16 protein-coding genes are annotated in these 18,225 nt (G+C 41.7%); 3 read left to right on the plus strand and 13 right to left on the minus strand.

Annotation, left to right across the window (positions count from 1 at the left end; translation table 11 throughout):
- Positions 1-77 precede the first annotated feature (77 nt).
- Together C6347_RS06750 and C6347_RS06755 are read right to left on the minus strand one after the other, a co-directional pair.
- The gene (locus tag C6347_RS06750) at positions 78-1,121 is read right to left on the minus strand and encodes a CAP domain-containing protein (protein WP_060596180.1); all 1,044 of its coding nucleotides are present in this window, start codon (positions 1,119-1,121) and stop codon (positions 78-80) included.
- Between the two features lie 122 nt (positions 1,122-1,243).
- Positions 1,244-1,666, minus strand: coding sequence for a CBS domain-containing protein (locus tag C6347_RS06755; protein ID WP_034663862.1), 423 nt, complete (start codon positions 1,664-1,666; stop codon positions 1,244-1,246).
- 161 nt (positions 1,667-1,827) lie between these two features.
- Here C6347_RS06755 and C6347_RS06760 point away from each other — a divergent pair, with 161 nt between their 5' ends.
- Positions 1,828-2,193 carry a YugN family protein gene (locus C6347_RS06760; protein ID WP_060596179.1) on the plus strand — a complete coding sequence of 122 codons (366 nt, stop codon included), beginning with the start codon at positions 1,828-1,830 and terminating at the stop codon, positions 2,191-2,193.
- Positions 2,194-2,272: 79 nt separating this feature from the next.
- On the opposite strand, the gene ctaG is transcribed toward C6347_RS06760, so the two are convergent.
- From ctaG to cyoE, 6 genes are all read right to left on the minus strand, one after another.
- Entirely contained in the window at positions 2,273-3,151 is an 879-nt protein-coding gene (ctaG, locus tag C6347_RS06765; protein WP_060596178.1) for a cytochrome c oxidase assembly factor CtaG, read from the minus strand.
- A gap of 30 nt (positions 3,152-3,181) precedes the next feature.
- Complete coding sequence (gene ctaF / locus C6347_RS06770) at positions 3,182-3,511, minus strand: cytochrome c oxidase subunit IVB (protein WP_003211520.1); 330 nt, start codon at positions 3,509-3,511, stop codon at positions 3,182-3,184.
- Positions 3,512-3,513: 2 nt separating this feature from the next.
- On the minus strand, positions 3,514-4,134 hold the full coding sequence (ctaE, locus tag C6347_RS06775) for a cytochrome c oxidase subunit III (protein WP_034662610.1): 621 nt from the start codon (positions 4,132-4,134) through the stop codon (positions 3,514-3,516).
- Positions 4,134-6,005, minus strand: a complete 1,872-nt coding sequence (gene ctaD / locus C6347_RS06780) for a cytochrome c oxidase subunit I (protein WP_060596177.1) — start codon at positions 6,003-6,005, stop codon at positions 4,134-4,136. Before ctaD ends, ctaE begins: the two co-directional genes overlap by 1 nt.
- A 170-nt stretch (positions 6,006-6,175) precedes the next feature.
- The gene (gene coxB, locus C6347_RS06785; RefSeq protein ID WP_034662616.1) at positions 6,176-7,243 is read right to left on the minus strand and encodes a cytochrome c oxidase subunit II; all 1,068 of its coding nucleotides are present in this window, start codon (positions 7,241-7,243) and stop codon (positions 6,176-6,178) included.
- 279 nt (positions 7,244-7,522) lie between these two features.
- Positions 7,523-8,440 (minus strand): heme o synthase, encoded by a 918-nt coding sequence (gene cyoE / locus C6347_RS06790; protein WP_003211774.1) that lies wholly within the window; start codon positions 8,438-8,440, stop codon positions 7,523-7,525.
- Between the two features lie 394 nt (positions 8,441-8,834).
- On the opposite strand from cyoE, the gene C6347_RS06795 reads away from it, so the two are divergent.
- Positions 8,835-9,758 (plus strand): COX15/CtaA family protein, encoded by a 924-nt coding sequence (locus C6347_RS06795; protein ID WP_060596176.1) that lies wholly within the window; start codon positions 8,835-8,837, stop codon positions 9,756-9,758.
- Between the two features lie 40 nt (positions 9,759-9,798).
- Here C6347_RS06795 and C6347_RS06800 read toward each other — a convergent pair whose 3' ends face one another.
- The 5 genes from C6347_RS06800 to glsA form a co-directional block, all read right to left on the minus strand.
- On the minus strand, positions 9,799-11,232 hold the full coding sequence (locus C6347_RS06800; protein ID WP_106071526.1) for a cryptochrome/photolyase family protein: 1,434 nt from the start codon (positions 11,230-11,232) through the stop codon (positions 9,799-9,801).
- Between the two features lie 100 nt (positions 11,233-11,332).
- Positions 11,333-14,779 (minus strand): pyruvate carboxylase, encoded by a 3,447-nt coding sequence (pyc, locus tag C6347_RS06805; protein ID WP_095285105.1) that lies wholly within the window; start codon positions 14,777-14,779, stop codon positions 11,333-11,335.
- Positions 14,780-14,859: 80 nt separating this feature from the next.
- On the minus strand, positions 14,860-16,071 hold the full coding sequence (gene ftsW / locus C6347_RS06810) for a putative lipid II flippase FtsW (RefSeq protein WP_034662626.1): 1,212 nt from the start codon (positions 16,069-16,071) through the stop codon (positions 14,860-14,862).
- A 210-nt stretch (positions 16,072-16,281) separates the two neighbouring features.
- Complete coding sequence (locus tag C6347_RS06815) at positions 16,282-16,563, minus strand: Fpa/YlaN family protein (protein WP_003212509.1); 282 nt, start codon at positions 16,561-16,563, stop codon at positions 16,282-16,284.
- A gap of 122 nt (positions 16,564-16,685) precedes the next feature.
- Positions 16,686-17,615 (minus strand): glutaminase A, encoded by a 930-nt coding sequence (gene glsA, locus C6347_RS06820; protein ID WP_106071527.1) that lies wholly within the window; start codon positions 17,613-17,615, stop codon positions 16,686-16,688.
- A gap of 120 nt (positions 17,616-17,735) precedes the next feature.
- Between glsA and C6347_RS06825 the strand changes: the two genes are divergently transcribed.
- Positions 17,736-18,218 (plus strand): hypothetical protein, encoded by a 483-nt coding sequence (locus tag C6347_RS06825; protein ID WP_034662633.1) that lies wholly within the window; start codon positions 17,736-17,738, stop codon positions 18,216-18,218.
- Positions 18,219-18,225 lie beyond the last annotated feature (7 nt).

Below are 18,225 nucleotides of genomic sequence, written 5' to 3' on the forward strand. Positions count from 1 at the left end.
CTATATACACCAGCAGCTATTTTGGTGAGCCTCTTTTTCAATCAAAAAAACAGCTGCGATTGTGCAGCTGCTTTCGTTTAAGATGTTTTCTTGATGAAGTTTTGAGTGTAGTATTTTTCTTTCACACCTACGCCAAGGTGTGTGTAATCTTTATTTAATAACGCCTTCCTATGACCTTCACTATTGAGCCAGCCTTCTACCGCTGCAGGTCCATCTACATAATTATAGGCAATGTTTTCACCTGCGAGCTGAAATGCCACCTCGCCTCTTTCTAACCGATCTTTCAGCGTACCGTATTTTTTTGATTCATGGGAGAAATAATGATTCTCTTTCATGTCCTCACTATGCATGAATGCCACTTCAGAGGTTTCATCATCCCACCTTAAGGTCGGCAGTTTGTACTTATGACGGATAATATTGGTCATATCAAAAATTTGTTTTTGACTGGAAGCTTCGATCTCTTTCCATTTTTCACCTGATATTGCCTCAGGTTCTATCAATTGACCACGATAGACGACCTCATATGGCTTTTGTTTCACAAATGTATCTGCGTTAAACGCCCTGATACTTGAAAGAGTGCTTTCAAACTTATCCATGTAAAGCTGAACATACACATCATCTCCCACTTTCACAGTGGGTCTTGTATTCATATCATCTTCTGAGAATTCAAAGCGGTATGAATTTTGTTCATCCTCTACATGAATGTAAGGTGCAATTTGTGTTTTTTTAAATACTTCACTTGTGGCTTGACCGATTTTAAACGGTTCGACATTGAGCCCGTCTCCTGTTGCAAACAGGGTCACCACTTTACTATCCTTTACCCCTACTTGAATATAGTGCTTCTTCGATTGGTTGTATATCCACCAGTCATAATCATATGCGGAAGGATCAATGCGATCTGGTTCTCCCAGCTGTTTAAGCACTTCGTTTGAAGATTTTCCCATAAAGGACATGAGCCCCTTTTTCGGGATGTTGATCGGCTTATCGCTAGATGTTTCTTCATTAGACACCTTCGGTTCATTGCTGTTTTCTTTTTCTGGTGAAGATCCATATTGAATAAACAGAACGTACGTTCCAGATATAATCAGGAGGATGAGGAGTGTTTTGAGCACAGTTTTCAAATAAACACCTCCGTTAAATTGGCAAGGTACAAAAAGTACCTTCTACTGTCATTTAAACAAAACTCGCTTCATTTATCAACGACAATACAGCCTATTTAACACGAATTTAAAATATGCCCCTCTTAATGAAGAAATCCTTGCCCGTGATCTTGATCCTGTTGAGAGATTTCTGTCAGTGCATCTCCCGCGCGATCATTTGATAAATCTTCGACTGATAAATCTCCAAGAGCGACAATCCCTGTTAATGCGCCATTTTTCACAACAGGAATGCGGCGGAGCTGGTGCTCTGACATCAGCCGGACAATTTCTTCAAGCGTTGCATCTTCTTCAGCTGTCAGTACTTCCTTCGTCATCAGCGAGCCCACTTCCTGTGAGTTTGGCTTTTTTTCTGCAATGCCTCTGAGTACAAGGTCACGGTCTGTCACTATGCCAACGAGCTGATCTCCGTCAACCACCGGAATGGCCCCAATGTCCGCGTCTCTCATTTTGACTGCCGCTTCATACGTATTGTCGTCTTGCTGACATGTCACTACTTTTTTTGTCATAATATCTTTGATTTTTTTCGTTTTCACATCGATTCCTCCATCTATTATTTTCTTTATTACTGTAACCAGGTTATAAAAGAACATACCTTTCACAGTTGAAAGTTTAACGCTTTCATACTATGATTGTCAGTAAAGGGAATTTTTATAAGGAGGGGTTTTGGGTGAAGTTTGAAGGTACGGGGATTGAAAAGGTAGCAGCTGACTTAAATAAATTAGATTTCATCATGGAAAGTGAAGGATTTGTACGAGCCGATCAATGGGATTATGAGCGTGTGACGTACGACAGAAAGTATAACATGGTAGAGGGAACCTTTTATTTACGGATTTCCGGCTACGCCACCGAAGGAGATGTTGGTTCCAAAAGAGCACACATACAGCTTCTAACACCTTTACTTGGAAAACATTATTATCCGCACGGTGTTGAATACGGCGAAGGTGAAGATTTCCCTAAATCTCTCATCCAATCAAGCAAGAAAACGCTTGAACAGCTGAAAGATAAACTAGAAGCAATGACTGCTGAAGCATAAAAGAAGACAAAGGGCTAAAATCAAGATCATTTTAGCCCTTTGTCAACAATCTGAGCACAGCCATACGGCTGTGCTTTTTTCATTCATATTTCGGAATCAGCGCATCTGGTACGGCATCTTTCGCTCTTTCTTTTCTTGCCCAGTCAAAGAACACAACAGCAAGGATCGAGCCGTACACAATCTCCTGAATAATTTTCATCAAAATCGCGCCTAGCTGCTGGTCCTCTAGCAGAGGCAAGGTATGGAACATTTCAGGACCTGTGAGCGCAAGGCCTGCCAGCATATCACTTGGCACGCATAAGTGCAGTGCCTGTATCCAAGCGCCAGCATCAGAATAGGTTGCATAGATCGGTGCCTCACTAAACATGATGAGAGCACACGCAGGAGTCATCAATATTCCGTCTGCCATGATATAACCAAGCTTTAAAATGCCTGTAATCTGCGGCTGACTTTGGACTTTATGAACGAGCGGCCACCACATGAAAAAGGCAGCGATAAAAATGACCACCGTCATCAACGCATGATAAAACGGATCTGTTTTCACAAAATCAAACACAAGCGGAATGTGATACATCGAAAACAATCCGTTAAATCCAAGCAATGCAATTAAAGGCTTGGAAAACAAACGAAAAATTTGCTGAATGCCTGGTGTTTGTATGATCCGCTCCCAAATGGCCGCAGGTAATCCTGTAATAAGGAGAGGCGGAATGACTAAATAGAGCACCGCCATTTGCGCCATATGTGCACTAAACATAATATGCCCCATTAAATCAATTGGGCTTCCTTTCACGGCGTATAACAGGACAAGCCCCGTCAGAAACAACGTTTTCTCTTTCACCGTCGCACGGTGCTTTCCCTTTGTCACAAGAAGCAGATAAAGAGCAGCTGCTATGACAATACTAGTCAAATAGTAAGGGCTCCATAATGCCCGAAATCCGAATATTTCTAAGTTCTCCATTGCTGCGCCTCCTTCAAGGGCAAAGCGGGCTTACCACCAAATAATGGTCAAAAAGGCTAATACGGTAATAAACGCGACAAACACACCTGAGTAAAGAAACAATGCGGGTGTTTCATGCCCTTTTTGGTTCATGTGCATAAAATAATAAAGCTGAAAAGCCACCTGAATAACTGCAAGCAATAAAATAAATGGTACTGCGAACCAGTTCCCAACGTCTTCTGAAGCAATTGTTAAAAAGGCAACAAAGGTTAATCCAATCATCAAGCCGAAAGAAATGAGCTGATGCTTCATTTCTTCGGCATTTTTCTTTTTACGGTATACAAGATCGACTTTAGACTGATTTGTGTTTTTATTTCCCATTCTTATCCCACCATTCCCATTAAATATACAACGGTAAAGATGAAGACCCACACAACATCAATGAAGTGCCAATACAGACTTGCCACATAATATTTCGGCGCATTGTATAAATCGAGTCCGCGTCTCATATTTCGAATCATAAGAGCGGTAATCCAGCAAAGTCCGAAGGCGACGTGAGCCCCGTGAGTTCCGACAAGTGTATAGAAGGAAGAACCAAGAGCTGAGCTGGTAATTGTAAATTCATACGCATGCACATAATGATAGAACTCATAAATCTCAACCCCTAGAAATGAAGCACCTAATAGCACAGTCACGCCAAGCCAAAGCTGCATCTTTTTAAAGGCAAAGTTTTTCATATGATACATTGCATACACACTCGTTAAACTGCTCGTCAGCAGAAGCATCGTGGCAATAAAGACAAGTGTGAGATCAAACATATCAGTTGTTTTTGCTCCGCCTGCATTAGAGTTTTTCAGCGCCAAATACGTGGCAAAGAGCGATGCAAACAGAACGGTTTCTCCCCCAAGAAACAACCAGAACCCGACGAACTTATTCTTTCCTTCTAACGTGGCTTTCTCAGGAGAAGCCGGAAAGGTTTCTGCTGTCATTTTTTGTGGTTCCATTATGCTTTCACCCCTTTATCATCGTCATCGGTCAAATCTTCTTTGTGAATATGGTACCCATGATCATCTTTAAGAGAGCGAACCAGCATGGTCGCAAATGTAATGCCAAGACCAATGAAAATCACTGGAAGTCCCCAGCTGTGCTCTTGACGATACATGAAGCCAAACGCTGAAACAAATAGACCGAATGAGATAATGACAGGTAAGATGGAATTATTCGGCATGTGAATATCATCGAGCGGTTCAGATGCTGTCATTCCTGTTTTACCATCCATTTTTTCAATCCATAATGGATCTAGTCCTCTGACAAGCGGAAGCTGTTTAAAGTTGTATTCTGGCGGAGGTGAAGACACTGCCCATTCAAGCGTTCTTCCGTCTCCCCAAGGATCGCCCGATACACGCTCTCCTTTTGCTGTAGTCCAGATGATGTTAATCAGCATGATGACAACAGCTATAAACATAAACAGTGCCCCAATCGTACTGATCAAGTTCCCAAGGTCTAGCCCCTGACCTGGCAGGAATGTAAAGACTCGGCGCGGCATGCCCCAAAGCCCGAGAAAATGCTGGATAAAGAAGGTTAAATGGAAACCGATGAAAAACAGCACAAAGCCAATTTTCCCAAGCTTCTCATTCAGTATTTTTCCAAACATCTTCGGCCACCAGTAATGCACACCAGCTAAAATACCGAATACGACCCCGCCAATAATGACGTAGTGGAAATGCGCCACGACAAAGTACGTATCATGGAACTGATAATCTGCTGCAGCTGCTGCAAGCATGACCCCGGTTACCCCGCCAAGTAAAAACGACGGTATAAAGGCAACGGAATACAGCATCGGCGTTGTAAACTTCACATTACCGCCCCATATGGTGAGCAGCCAGTTGAATACTTTAATTCCTGTAGGCACCGCAATCGCCATTGTGGCTACAGCAAAGATCGCATTGGCAATCGGACCAAGTCCTGTTGTGAACATGTGATGCGCCCATACCATGAATCCAAGGAAACCAATCAATACAGTAGCGAACACCATGGACGAATAGCCAAACAACCTTTTTCTTGCAAACACTGGAATGATTTCAGAGAATATTCCGAATGCTGGCAGGATTAAGATATATACTTCTGGGTGTCCGAAAATCCAGAACAAATGCTCCCAGATGATTGTATTTCCGCCGAGCTCTGGATTGAAAAAGCTCGTATCAAACATTCTATCAAGCATCAGCATCGCAAGCCCTGCTGTAAGTGGCGGGAATGCGAATAAAATCAGTGCTGAGGCGACAAATGTCGTCCATGTAAAGAGCGGCATTCTCATATACGTCATACCAGGCGTTCTCATATTAATAATCGTTGCAAGAAAGTTGATCCCGGCAATCAGCGTACCAATACCCGCTATCTGCAAACCTAAAATATAGAAATCCATGCCGTGCCCTTCTGAATTCAGCGTGAGCGAGGCGTATGCAGTCCAGCCTGCATCAGGTGATCCACCCATAAACCATCCAAGGTTTAAGAAAATTCCTCCGAAAAAGAACAGCCAAAAACCAAGTGAATTCACAAACGGAAACGCTACGTCACGTGCACCAATTTGAATGGGTACAACCGCATTCATTAATGCAAATAAAAGCGGCATTGCTGCAAGGAAAATCATCGTTGTTCCATGCATCGTCATGACTTCATTGTAAAACCCTGCACTTACAAAATCATTTTCAGGGATGGCTAGCTGAATACGGATAATCATCGCTTCCAGGCCGCCAATTAAAAAGAAAAATCCCCCTGCCACTAAATATAGTACGGCAATTTTTTTGTGGTCAACCGTCGTCAAGTAATCCCATAAGACAGCGCCAAACCCCCGCTTTTTAGCTATTGTACTCACCATGAAATCCCCCTCTTATCTCCCATTTGCCCCTTTTCATATAGATGTCTATCTTAACTTTACACAGACTGTGTCTGACAGATGGCTACTTCTCGGTTGTAGAGACATATTCGGGAGCTCTTAACAAAAACTTCACATCGATCACATACCCTCTTGCACATTCGCATTAGAAATTACTCGATTTTAAGTCCTTTTAAATACTCATAAAGTGCATCTGCTTCTGAGTCATTTAATTTAGGGTACGTCCCTGTCATTTTATTCCCTGGTTTAAAGCTCTCTGGATCTTTCAGCCATGCTTTCACATTTTCTTTGTTCATATCTTTGATTCCTGCTACTTTCGTTCGGTCTCCGAAGGTCGCAAGGTTTGGTGCCGTCCTTGCCGCTTCCGGCCGTTCGTCACCAGGCTCTACTGCATGACAGCTCAAGCAGTTTTTCTCTTTAAATAATTTTTCACCTTCAAGTGCGAGATCTTTTGTGGATGTAGGCTTCTTGTAATCAGCCATTTTTTTCGTCCATCCCAAAAACTCATCTTGAGAAAGCGTTTTAACTTTAAAGTCCATTAAAGCATGCGAGGGACCGCAAAGCTCTGCACATTTCCCGTAGAAATATTCTCCTGCATCTTTCGTTCGTTTTGAATCAAAGGTTAAATAAAACTTGTTTTCATTTTCTGTGTTTGTATCAATTTTACCGCCAGCCGATGGAACCCAGAAAGAGTGTTTCACATCGGATGCTTTCAGCTTAAAGTACACCTTTTGATCTGTCGGTACAATCAATTCCTGACTTGTGACAATCCCATAATCAGGGTATTCGAATTCCCACCAATATAAACTGGCTCTTACATTGACGACAAGTGTCTTTTCAGGATCTCGTTTTTTCTTATCCATAGCGCTTGTATCCCCAAGCTCAAGCGTGTATGCCACAACAGGCACAACGAGAATAATGAGGAGAAGAATCGGAATCGCTGTCCACGTAATTTCTAGGTTACGGTTCCCTTCCACCTGCTTTGGAATCGTATCTTCTCCCACTTTAGAACGTTTGAATTTAATGATGACGTAAAAGAAAATGATCGATACAACAATGACGACAAGAACCATAATGAGTGTACTCAGTACCGTTAGGAAAAACTGTTTATCTGCTACTTCCCCAACTGGTTTGAGTGTTGATAAGTATGGTTCACCACAGCCCGCCAAAACGAGCGTCAGTAAGAGAAACAGTGAATAAACACGCCATTTTCTTATCATAATTTGTCCCAACCCCTTTTGCTTGATCTCCTTTGCCTTTCGCTTTTTACCTCTTATTTATAAAATCACTTTTCACCCATTCATAACCCCCGCCTCTTATAAAAGCACTTACATTTCCTCTTTTCATAAAAAAATGATGTTTTTACTCAAAATACCATCTATGTATAAACAGAAAGCCGCCTAAATAGAACTGAATATCAGGCGGCTTTCATAGTTGTTAGAAAATGTTGTGTTATAAGATATAGCCATTGTTTTGATGTGATCAAAGTGTATTTTACTCTAGAATAGTGTAATGATAATCATCGCGACGAAAAAGATGGTTAAGTAGTTTAATGAATAAACGAACATGAGCGTTGACCACTTCATGACGTCTTTCATTTTAAAGCCCATAAGGCCAATGACGAGCCATCCAATATTCAGCAATGTGCCAAGTGCGACAATCGGCCATCCTAATCCACCTAAGAAAAATGGAAGTGGAAGAAGACATGCTGTCCAAATGATAATTTGGCGTTTCGTGACTTCAAAGCCATAAACGACTGGCAGCATTGGAATACCTGCCTTACGGTAATCTTCCGTTTTCTTAATCGCAAGTGACAGGAAGTGAGGGATTTGCCAAATGAACATAATCATAAACAAAACCCAAGCCGTTGTGTCAATTGTACCTGTGACAGCTGTCCAGCCGATTAATGGCGGCACCGCACCAGATACACTTCCAATAACGGTATTGATGGTGTAATGACGTTTAGACCACATGGTGTAAAGAACTGCATAAGTAAAGACTCCGATAAAACCAATCACTGCTGATGTTATGGTTGTCATCAGAAGCATGATGAGTCCAAGTACAACAAGCAAAATACCAAATGCATACGCTTGCCCCGGCTGAATCTTACCTGTAACCGTCGGTCTTGTTTTTGTTCTTTCCATTAATATATCAATATCACGGTCAAACGCATTATTAATGGCGCATGAACCGGCAATAATAAGAGAAGAACCAATCATTGTTAACAGCACAATATCAAGATTCCCAAGGAAACTCATACCTGTAAAATAAAAAGCAAGCCACATTCCAGTAAATGTTGTAATGAAGTTGGAATTGACGATGCCCATTTTAATCAGAGCAAGAAAATCTTTCCAAGCTGTTGTTTCTTCTATTTGTCCATGAATAGCTGCTTCAGCGGCTGTTTTGGAATTTGCCAATGTGTATAACCTCCCTTGCCCAAACCTTCAAACGAACAAATGAAACGTAAATTCGTTACAACTCTATCATACAAGATAAACAGCTGTAAAAAAACATCCTATTAAATAATAAACGACAATCTTGAAGTTATTTGTGAACTTTTCGTGAATTTATAAGGATTTATGTGTGTTTCAGAAGGCGGTGCAAAATGAAATATTCTCTCCTCTATTTCTATCAGACTGTCAAAGAAAGATCAAGCACTCTAAATCTGTAAACTTTGTGAACTAACATATCATTTTTTTGTGAACTTTGGTCATTATGAATTGCAACAGAACACGCATTTGGCTTAAACTTGAGAGCATATGAGGTTTTTCATTTAGATCAGAAGTTTTTTAGAGAAGGTGAAATAATTTGATGAAATTTGCTTTAAGGTTATTGAGCGTGATCACAACGTTTGTGATGCTGATCGTTTTGATTGGCGGTGCGCTTGTGACGAAAACCGGCTCGGGTCTTGGCTGCGGCCGGCAGTGGCCCCTTTGCCACGGACGTTTCTTCCCTGAAATGAACCCTGCTTCCATCATCGAATGGAGTCACCGCATGTCAACAGGGGTTTCCACCATTCTTGTTCTGGCACTGGCGGTCTTATGCTGGAAAAAGATTAGTCCAGTATTCCGTGAAACCAAATTTTTGGTCATCATGTCGATTATATTCTTACTGCTTCAAGCGCTTTTAGGAGCTCTAGCCGTCGTGTTTGGTTCTAACGCCCTTGTGATGGCACTGCACTTCGGTATTTCACTCATTTCTTTTGCTTCAGTGTTACTGCTTGCGCTTCTTGTATTTGAAGCAACCAGATCTGAAACAAAGCTTGTGAAGCCGCTTCATATCGGCAAAAAAATGCAGTTCCATATTTATGGTTTGATCACCTATACGTATATCGTGGTGTATACGGGTGCTTATGTGAGGCATACAAAGTCAAGCCTTGCTTGTTCTGTCTTCCCGTTTTGTTCAAAAGACGGTGCACTTCCAGCGTACTTTAATCAGTGGGTGCAAATGTCTCACCGAGCAGCAGCACTTCTTTTATTCGTCTGGATATTTGTTGCGATGTTCCATGCCATGAAACATTATAAAGAACAAAAGCAGCTGTATTATGGATGGATTATTTCAGCCATTCTGATTACACTTCAAGCCATTTCAGGTGTGATGTCTGTTTATTCTCAGCTTGCACTTGGTTACGCGCTGGCTCATTCATTCTTTATTTCCGGTTTGTTTGGGATACTTTGTTACTTCTGCTTACTCATTGCCCGGTTTAAATATGAAAGCAAAGAACCATTCAAATAAGAATTTGTATCCCCCTTTCATGCGGAATGGGGGATTTGTTTTATTGTTGTTTTGCTTCTTCAAATAGCGAAATGGCTTTTTTGCGTCTTTCCTGATGATCAACTGTCGGCAGCGGGTATGTATCACCTAGCACACATTCCGATTTCAGTTGTTCATCTAATGGCATTTTAATTGGTTCATGTATCCACTTTTCATCGACATGCTCTAGCTCTGGTACATATCTTCTAATATATTCCCCGCTCGGATCAAATCGCTTCGACTGGGTCGTTGGGTTAAAAATACGGAAGTACGGCACGGCATCTGTCCCGACAGAGGCAGCCCACTGAAATCCTCCGATATTTGACGCCTCATCATAATCCACAAGTTTTTTTGCAAAATACGCTTCGCCCTTTCTCCAATCAATCAAATAATCCTTTGTTAAAAATGAGGCTGTGACCATTCGCAAGCGGTTATGCATCCAGCCCTCCTCATTTAACTGTCTCATCCCTGCATCAACGAGCGGAAAGCCTGTTTCCCCTTTACACCAAGCTTCAAACAGCGCCTCATCTTCATTCCATTTCATTCCTTGAAACGCCGAATTGATTTCTTTTTCTTTCATCTCTGGATAATGTGCATAAATCATATGGTAAAAATCGCGCCATGCCAGCTCTTTGATAAAGGTCTCTCTGCCCTCGTCTTCAAATAGTGCTTCTTCATACATCGCATGAAAAATCGTTCGGATCGAAATAGTGCCTGTTTTTAAGAAACGCGACAGCTTGCTCGTTCCAAAAAGAGACGGAATATCTCGTTTCTCATGGTAACGCGTTAATCTTTTTTGGATAAAGTGATGCAGCGTGTTCATCGCTTTGTCAGAGCCGATTTGATCAAACTTCCTTGAGCAGCCCTTTATCATGTCACACAGTTTGTCATTTCCTTTTTGCGAAAGTGACTCATCACAAATCGTATGCTCGCTGCTGAAAAATGATTTGTCAACTTTTATCACAGGCTGCTTCTCTTGCTTCCGCCATGATTGATAGTATGGGGTAAACACTTGATAATGTGAGCCATCTGCTTTTAAAATATCTCGTGCCCCGTGAAGATGTGTATCTTGCCACATTGACACATGAATGGCCTTCTTTTCTAAAAAATCGGTTACTTGCTGGTCACGCCTTTGGCCGATACCCACTTCATCTTCATTAAAAAAGACGGCTTTGATGTCATACACATCCATGACCTGCTGAAAGGCGCGCAGGACATCATCATGGAGAAGGTGAACATAAATTTGAGATTCTCTCGCTTCCTTGACGAAATGCGCCAAGTTTAGAAAGAAATGTTCGTTGTTTATATCCAGTTCCATTTCAGTAAAAAATGGATCTAGATGATAAAGAGCCAATAATTTGTACTCGTGTTTTTTTGCATATGTGATCGCTTTTGATAGGGCGATATGATCATCCAAACGCATATCTCGGCGAAACCAAATCACAACAATTTTCAAACTTTCTTCACCTCACTCTATAGTGTAATTACTCTCGCAGGCTGCTGCACATTTTAATGCGCTCAAAAAAAGACACATCACGACGGATGTGTCTCACTTATTATTCAGGCTTTAACACAATCAGCAGATCACCGGTTTGAATCGGTTCTCCATTTGTCACATGTATTTCATCTACGACCGCAGTGAATGGCGCTTGTACAGTCGTTTCCATTTTCATGGCTTCATTGATCATCAAATGCTCACCTTGCGAGATTTTCTGTCCTTTTTCCACGAGCACTTTGATGACAGTGCCTGGCATTGATGCGGCAATGTGATTTGGATTTGAACGGTCCGCCTTCATTTTTTCTTGAACGGAGGATTTGATGCTTTCATCCTTAATCACGACTTCACGCGGCTGTCCATTTAGCTCAAAGTAAAGAACTCTTGTGGCATCTGGATTCGGTTCTCCAATCGACACGAGTTTGACAATCAGGGTTTTTCCTTTTTCGATTTCTACCTCAATCTCTTCACCAAGCCTCATCCCATAGAAGAACGTTGGAGTGTCAAGAACAGAGATGTCCCCATAGCTTTCTGCTGTTTGGACAAATTCAGAAAAGACTTTTGGATATAAGGCATACGCAATCGCGTCTTGCTCTGTCAGCGTCAGGTCATGAGATTCTTTGAACTGCTGCTTAATGTCTTCAAAGTCCACTGGCTTCAGCTTCTCACCAGGTCTGACAGTGAGCGGTTCTTCTCCTTTTAAAATCAGCTTTTGTAATTTTTCAGGGAATCCGCCATGCGGCTGGCCTAAATAGCCTTTAAATAATTCCACAACAGAATCCGGGAAGTCTAATGTTGCTCCTTTTTCATAGACATCTTCCTCTGTTAAATCATTTTGCACCATATAAAGTGCCATGTCTCCAACTACTTTAGAGGAAGGTGTGACCTTCACAATATCACCAAACATGTCATTCACACGTCTGTACATTTCTTTTACTTCGTTCCAGCGGTCGCCAAGGCCAACACCTTTCGCCTGCTGCTGCAAGTTACTATACTGACCGCCAGGCATTTCATGCTCATAAATTTCTGTATGAGGTGAGTTCATGCCGCTTTCGAATTCACGATAGTATTTTCTGACAGAATCCCAGTATTGAGAAAGGTGTTCGACAGATTGGACGTTCATGTCTGGCTTTCTTTCATGTCCATCTAAAGCATAGTACAGTGAGCTTGCACTTGGCTGCGATGTGAGTCCTGCCATAGAGCTGACGGCCACATCCACAATATCAACGCCTGCATCAATCGCTCTTGCATAGGTGAACAGTCCATTTCCACTCGTATCATGCGTATGAAGATGGATAGGGATCGTGAGCTCATCTTTTAAAGCAGAGACTAACTCATAAGCTGCCTGCGGCTTTAATAATCCCGCCATATCTTTAATACCTAAAATATGTGCACCGGCAGATTCAAGCTCTTTCGCAAGAGATACATAATACTCAAGATCATATTTCGGACGAGATGGATCAAGAATGTCCCCCGTATAACAAATGGCTGCCTCTGCCACTTTGCCTGATTCACGAACAGAATCAATGGCAAGCGTCATGCCTTTGACCCAGTTTAAGCTATCGAAAATACGGAAGACGTCAATGCCTGCTTCGGCCGACTCCTTTACAAATGCTTTAATCACATTATCCGCATAGTTTGTATATCCGACAGCGTTTGATGATCTTAAAAGCATTTGGAACAACGTGTTTGGCACTTCTTGGCGAAGCTCTTTTAATCGTTCCCAAGGATCTTCTTTTAAGAAACGGTACGCAACATCAAATGTAGCACCGCCCCACATTTCCATACTAAACAGCTCTGGCCATAAACCTGCTGTTGGCTGGGCAACTTTCTTTAAATCATGTGTTCTGAAGCGTGTCGCAAGCAGAGACTGATGCGCATCCCTAAAGGTTGTATCTGTTAAAAGGACGCTATTTTGTTCTTTCACCCAATTGGCAAGGCCCTCAGGTCCATGTGTGTCTAACAATTGTTTTGTCCCAGACGGAATCTCTTGATGAAGAGGAAGCTTCGGTACAATTGGCTTGTCAAAATGAGGCTTCTTTTTCTCCGCTATACCAGGGAATCCATTAATGGTCACGTTACCAATATAAGTCAGCATCTTCGTTCCACGGTCTTTTTGCTTAGGGAAATTAAATAGCTCTGGCGTTGAATCGATAAACGACGTATCGTATTCCCCTTTTAGAAACTTCTCATGCTTTGCCACGTTTTCAAGAAACGGAATGTTTGTTTTAATCCCGCGAATCCTGAATTCCTGTAAATTTCGGACCATTTTAGCAGCCGCTTGGTCAAATGTGAGCGCCCATGTGGACAGCTTGACCAATAGTGAATCGTAATAAGGTGTAATGACTGCACCTTGAAAGCTGTTCCCTGTATCAAGTCGTACACCAAATCCCCCGCCTGAACGGTAGGCCATAATTTTTCCTGTGTCTGGCATAAAATCATTTAAAGGATCTTCTGTTGTGACCCTTGATTGAATGGCAAAGCCATGTGTAAAAATATCTTCTTGCTTTGGTATACCGACTTCCTTGCTGTGAAGGTCATGACCCTTTGCGACAAGAATTTGGGTTTGGACGATATCGACACCTGTGATCATTTCAGTGATCGTGTGTTCTACCTGTACCCTTGGATTGACTTCAATAAAGTAAAACTCTCCATTTGCGACAAGGAATTCTACAGTCCCTGCATTAATATACGATACATTCTGGGCCAACTGAACAGCCGCTTCACAAATATCTTCACGCAGTTGATCTGTAAGAGACACACTTGGCGCCACTTCAATGACCTTTTGATGCCGCCTTTGAACAGAGCAGTCACGCTCATATAAATGAATGATATTGCCGTGATTGTCACCAATCACCTGCACCTCAATATGTTTCGGATTTTCAATCAGTTTTTCAACGTATACTTCGTCATTTCCAAAAGCAGCTTTTGCCTCTGACTTCGCACGGTCATAGGCTTCCTTCAGCTCCTCTTTCGTTCTGACAATCCGCATACCTCGGCCGCCGCCGCCTAGTGAAGCTTTAATAATAAACGGGTAACCGTATTCTTCACCGAATTTTTCGACTTCTTTGACCGAATCAACTGGTCCGTCACTTCCTGGAATGACTGGAATTCCAGCTTTTTTCGCTTCATCTCTTGCCTTTACTTTATCTCCAAACATATCTAAATGCTGAGAAGTTGGACCGATAAATTGAATGCCTTCCTCTTCGCATCGTCTTGCAAAATGAATATTTTCAGATAAAAATCCGTAACCTGGATGGATCGCATCCACGTCATTTCGTTTTGCAATTTCGATGATCCCCTCGATATCAAGGTAGGCATCAATCGGTTTTTTCCCTTCTCCAACTAGATATGCTTCATCTGCTTTATAGCGATGATAAGAGCCCGAGTCTTCTTTGGAATAAATGGCCACTGTACGTAAATTGAGCTCCGTACAGGCCCTGAAGACTCTGATAGCAATTTCCCCTCTGTTTGCAACTAGAACCTTTTGAATTGTTCTCTGTGACATTTCTCACTCCTCCATATCCCTTAAAATTTTATATGTACTCTATAATAAAGGAAGAAATGAAAACTGTACACTTTTGTTTTCTAAAGATTCAAAGTTTTCTGCAATCCATTTTTTTGAACTGATGGCTTGCTCATTGATTTTTTCTTTTTGTAACGCTCTTTATATTCAGTAAACATGCTGATATTCAGCAATATTCCCATACAGCCGCTCAGTAAAATGATAGACGATCCCCCGTAGCTGATAAACGGAAGTGTGACCCCAGTAATCGGAATCAGACCTGAAACACCGCCTAAATTAATGCATGTTTGGATCGCAATCATGGAGGAAATTCCTATTGCAAGCAAACTTCCAAATGGATCTTCACACTTTCTTGCAATATAAAAACCTTTCACGACGATGAAGCCAAGGAGAGCGAGCACAAAAAATACACCGAAAAAGCCAAGCTCTTCTGAAATGATCGCCATGATAAAATCTGTATGCGGCTCTGGAAGATATCCGTACTTTTGAACGCTTTCTCCGAGACCCAGTCCAAAAAAGCCGCCTGATCCAATAGCATAATAGGAATTAATCAATTGATGTCCAGTCGCCCCTGCATCTTTAAATGGATCTTGGAAACTCTCAAAACGCCCGAGACGATTTTGCGTGAAAATTTTATCCCAAAAAAGAATAATAAATGGGGTCACGACGACCATCACGGCACTAAATAGCGCCAGCAGCTTCGCAAGTGTTTTCCCGCTAAAGCCTGAGCATAAAATCATCGCAAGGGCAATCATGCCAATGATAAAGGCTGTCCCATAGTCTGGCTGCAAAATGATAAATCCGCATAAGATCGAGACAATCACGATGGGAGGTGTGACTCCTCTTAAAATATGATCAATATAATGCTGCTTTTTTGCATACACAGCAGCAAGATAGATAATGACGACAATCTTTACAAATTCCGCTGGCTGAAGACTAAATGGGCCTATTTTGATCCAGCTTCTTGCGTTCCCTGCAATATGACCGCCAAAGTACACATAGATGAGTGAAAACACTGATAGCAGCAGCATACCGATCTGGAATTTCTTATTTGAAAACAGCTGATATGGAACTAGTGCTGTAAAGAACAAGATGACCGCTCCAACGATCATAAATAAAAGCTGTTTCTTAAAAAAATTATCTGGTGCGGCATCGTATCTGATCACAGATGTAATCATACTTGAGCTATACACCATGACCAAACCGAATGCGCTAATTAAAATAATGGCGAACAATAATGAGTAGTCATACGATTTTAGCATTCTCTTTAACATATAATCCTCTTCCTAACGTCTGTTTCTACTGCTTGATATCCTCTTAGCTGTTTTTATTCTACTACATTTTCTCCGTTTGATCTCGTTTTACCTCTTTTATATTGTTCGTCATTCATGAAAGAATCAAGTCCGTTTGACATCAATCAATGAAAAGAAAATAGAGGACAAAAAAACTCAAACTTATGTTGAGGAAGTTTGAGTTTTCAATCATTATTTTTTTGTGAACGCATCATGAAGTGCGGAAAGCTCTCTCTCAAGTTTATCGAGTAGTTTCTTACCTTCATGTTGATCAACTAATCCAAGCCGGACAGCAAAATCAATTTCTCTCGATAATCCGAACATTTGAGTATCTAAAACCTCTTCATAAAGAGGACATTGCGGCATCGTTAAGTTGTCCATTTGCACTTGGATCAATTTTAAAATTTTATCTGCATCCAATTTTAATAAAGCCAGTGCTTTTTGCCGATGATCGACTAAAATTTCTGACGCCAAAAGTATCCCTCCGTTCCCCAGGCGAGTACCTAATTCTTCTATTTATCATAAAGCGAAACGCCCAAAATTGCAAGCAGATTTGTACAGTTCGCTTTGTAAAAATAAAAAGAAGCCTTCCTTCATTAAAAGATACTCATCTCATATTTTTCACTCATCAGCTCAAGCAGCTTAATCCCAGCAATACTATTCCCTTTTTCATCCAGAGCTGGACCGAAGATACCGATCCCGAAATCATATGGTGCCGCCCCCATAATCCCGCCTGAGACACCGCTTTTAGCAGGAATTCCGATGTTAATGGCAAATTCTCCGCTCGCATTGTACATGCCGCACGTCACCATAAAGGTTTTACAAATTCTAGCGACATCTTTCGAAAGAATCTGCTTACCCGTCTCTGGATGTCTGCCGTCTAATGAAAAAACACAAGCAATTTTCGCCAAATCCAAGCTATTCATCATGATGGCACATTGTTTCGTATAGACGTCCATGACTTCTTCTACGTTCCCTCTAATAATATGATATTGCTTCATATAATAGCACATCGCCCGGTTAATCATGGATGTCTCAAATTCGGAGGCAGCTGTTTCTTTGCAGTATGTAATGCTTTTGTCATTTCCCAGCTCTCTAATGAAGCCAAGCAAACGGCTCAGCTGATCTTGCGGAGTCGCTCCTCTGATTAAACTCGTGACTGCGAGCGCCCCTGCATTAATCATTGGATTCAGCGGTTTATTCGGGCTCGCTGTTTCCAGTTTGATCATCGAATTAAACGGGTCACCTGTTGGTTCTTGTCCAACAAATTGAAATACTTTTTTTGGTCCTTCTTCTGAGAGCACGAGCGCAAGTGCTAATACTTTTGAAATGCTTTGAAGAGTAAACCGTTTATCTACATCTCCTGCCGAGTGGCACGTATTACTCACATGATACACAGCCACAGATAAATCCGTCTGATCCGCTTTGCCGAGTGCGGGAATATAGGATGCTACTTGACCATCTTTGGCCACTTTTTTTGCTTCTTCTACAAATCGATGAAGCTCTTCATTGTCGCGACATGCCATGCCTAATATCCTCCCTATCCTTCATGTAAGATTAGTGTGTACAAGGAGACGCATGTTTATGAAAGTGACAAAGCGGGGGAAAACTTCTATAATTTATGTTGGAAAGGGGTTGTCTTGAACATGAGCATCATTCAAATCAAGGGGAACGTACAGTACAAGATCACCATTGATCCAAGTGTATGGATTTTTGATGACCGTAAATTTTTAATGGATTCATTCTTTGAAAAAAGTGCAGAAAGTGAAGAGAATCAGCTAGATCAGGAGCTTGACCAAGAGCGGGTCATAAGAGAAGGTCAAACACTTCCACCCACGTTAAAAACAGAGAAGAAGTACGAAAAGGAAAGACTCGTCACAGGCAGCTTCGGGATGAAACTTGGCGATATGCTAAAAAATGCTGAGCCGCTTGAACATGCGGATACATGCGAATTTGTCACAGAAACAGGTACAATTGCTGTGCCGCTTTCTCAGGCAATGGAGAGCATTGCTCATTTCAGTCAAAATGGTAAGCCAATCACAGAAGAAGGACCAATCCACGTCTATTTCGCGGATCAGTCCAACCTCACTCAGCCGATAAAAGGTGTCAAAGAGCTGATGATTACATAAAGTCAGA

Source organism: Bacillus sp. NMTD17, from assembly GCF_002998735.1.
In the GTDB taxonomy this organism is placed as follows: Bacteria; Bacillota; Bacilli; order Bacillales; family Bacillaceae; genus Bacillus.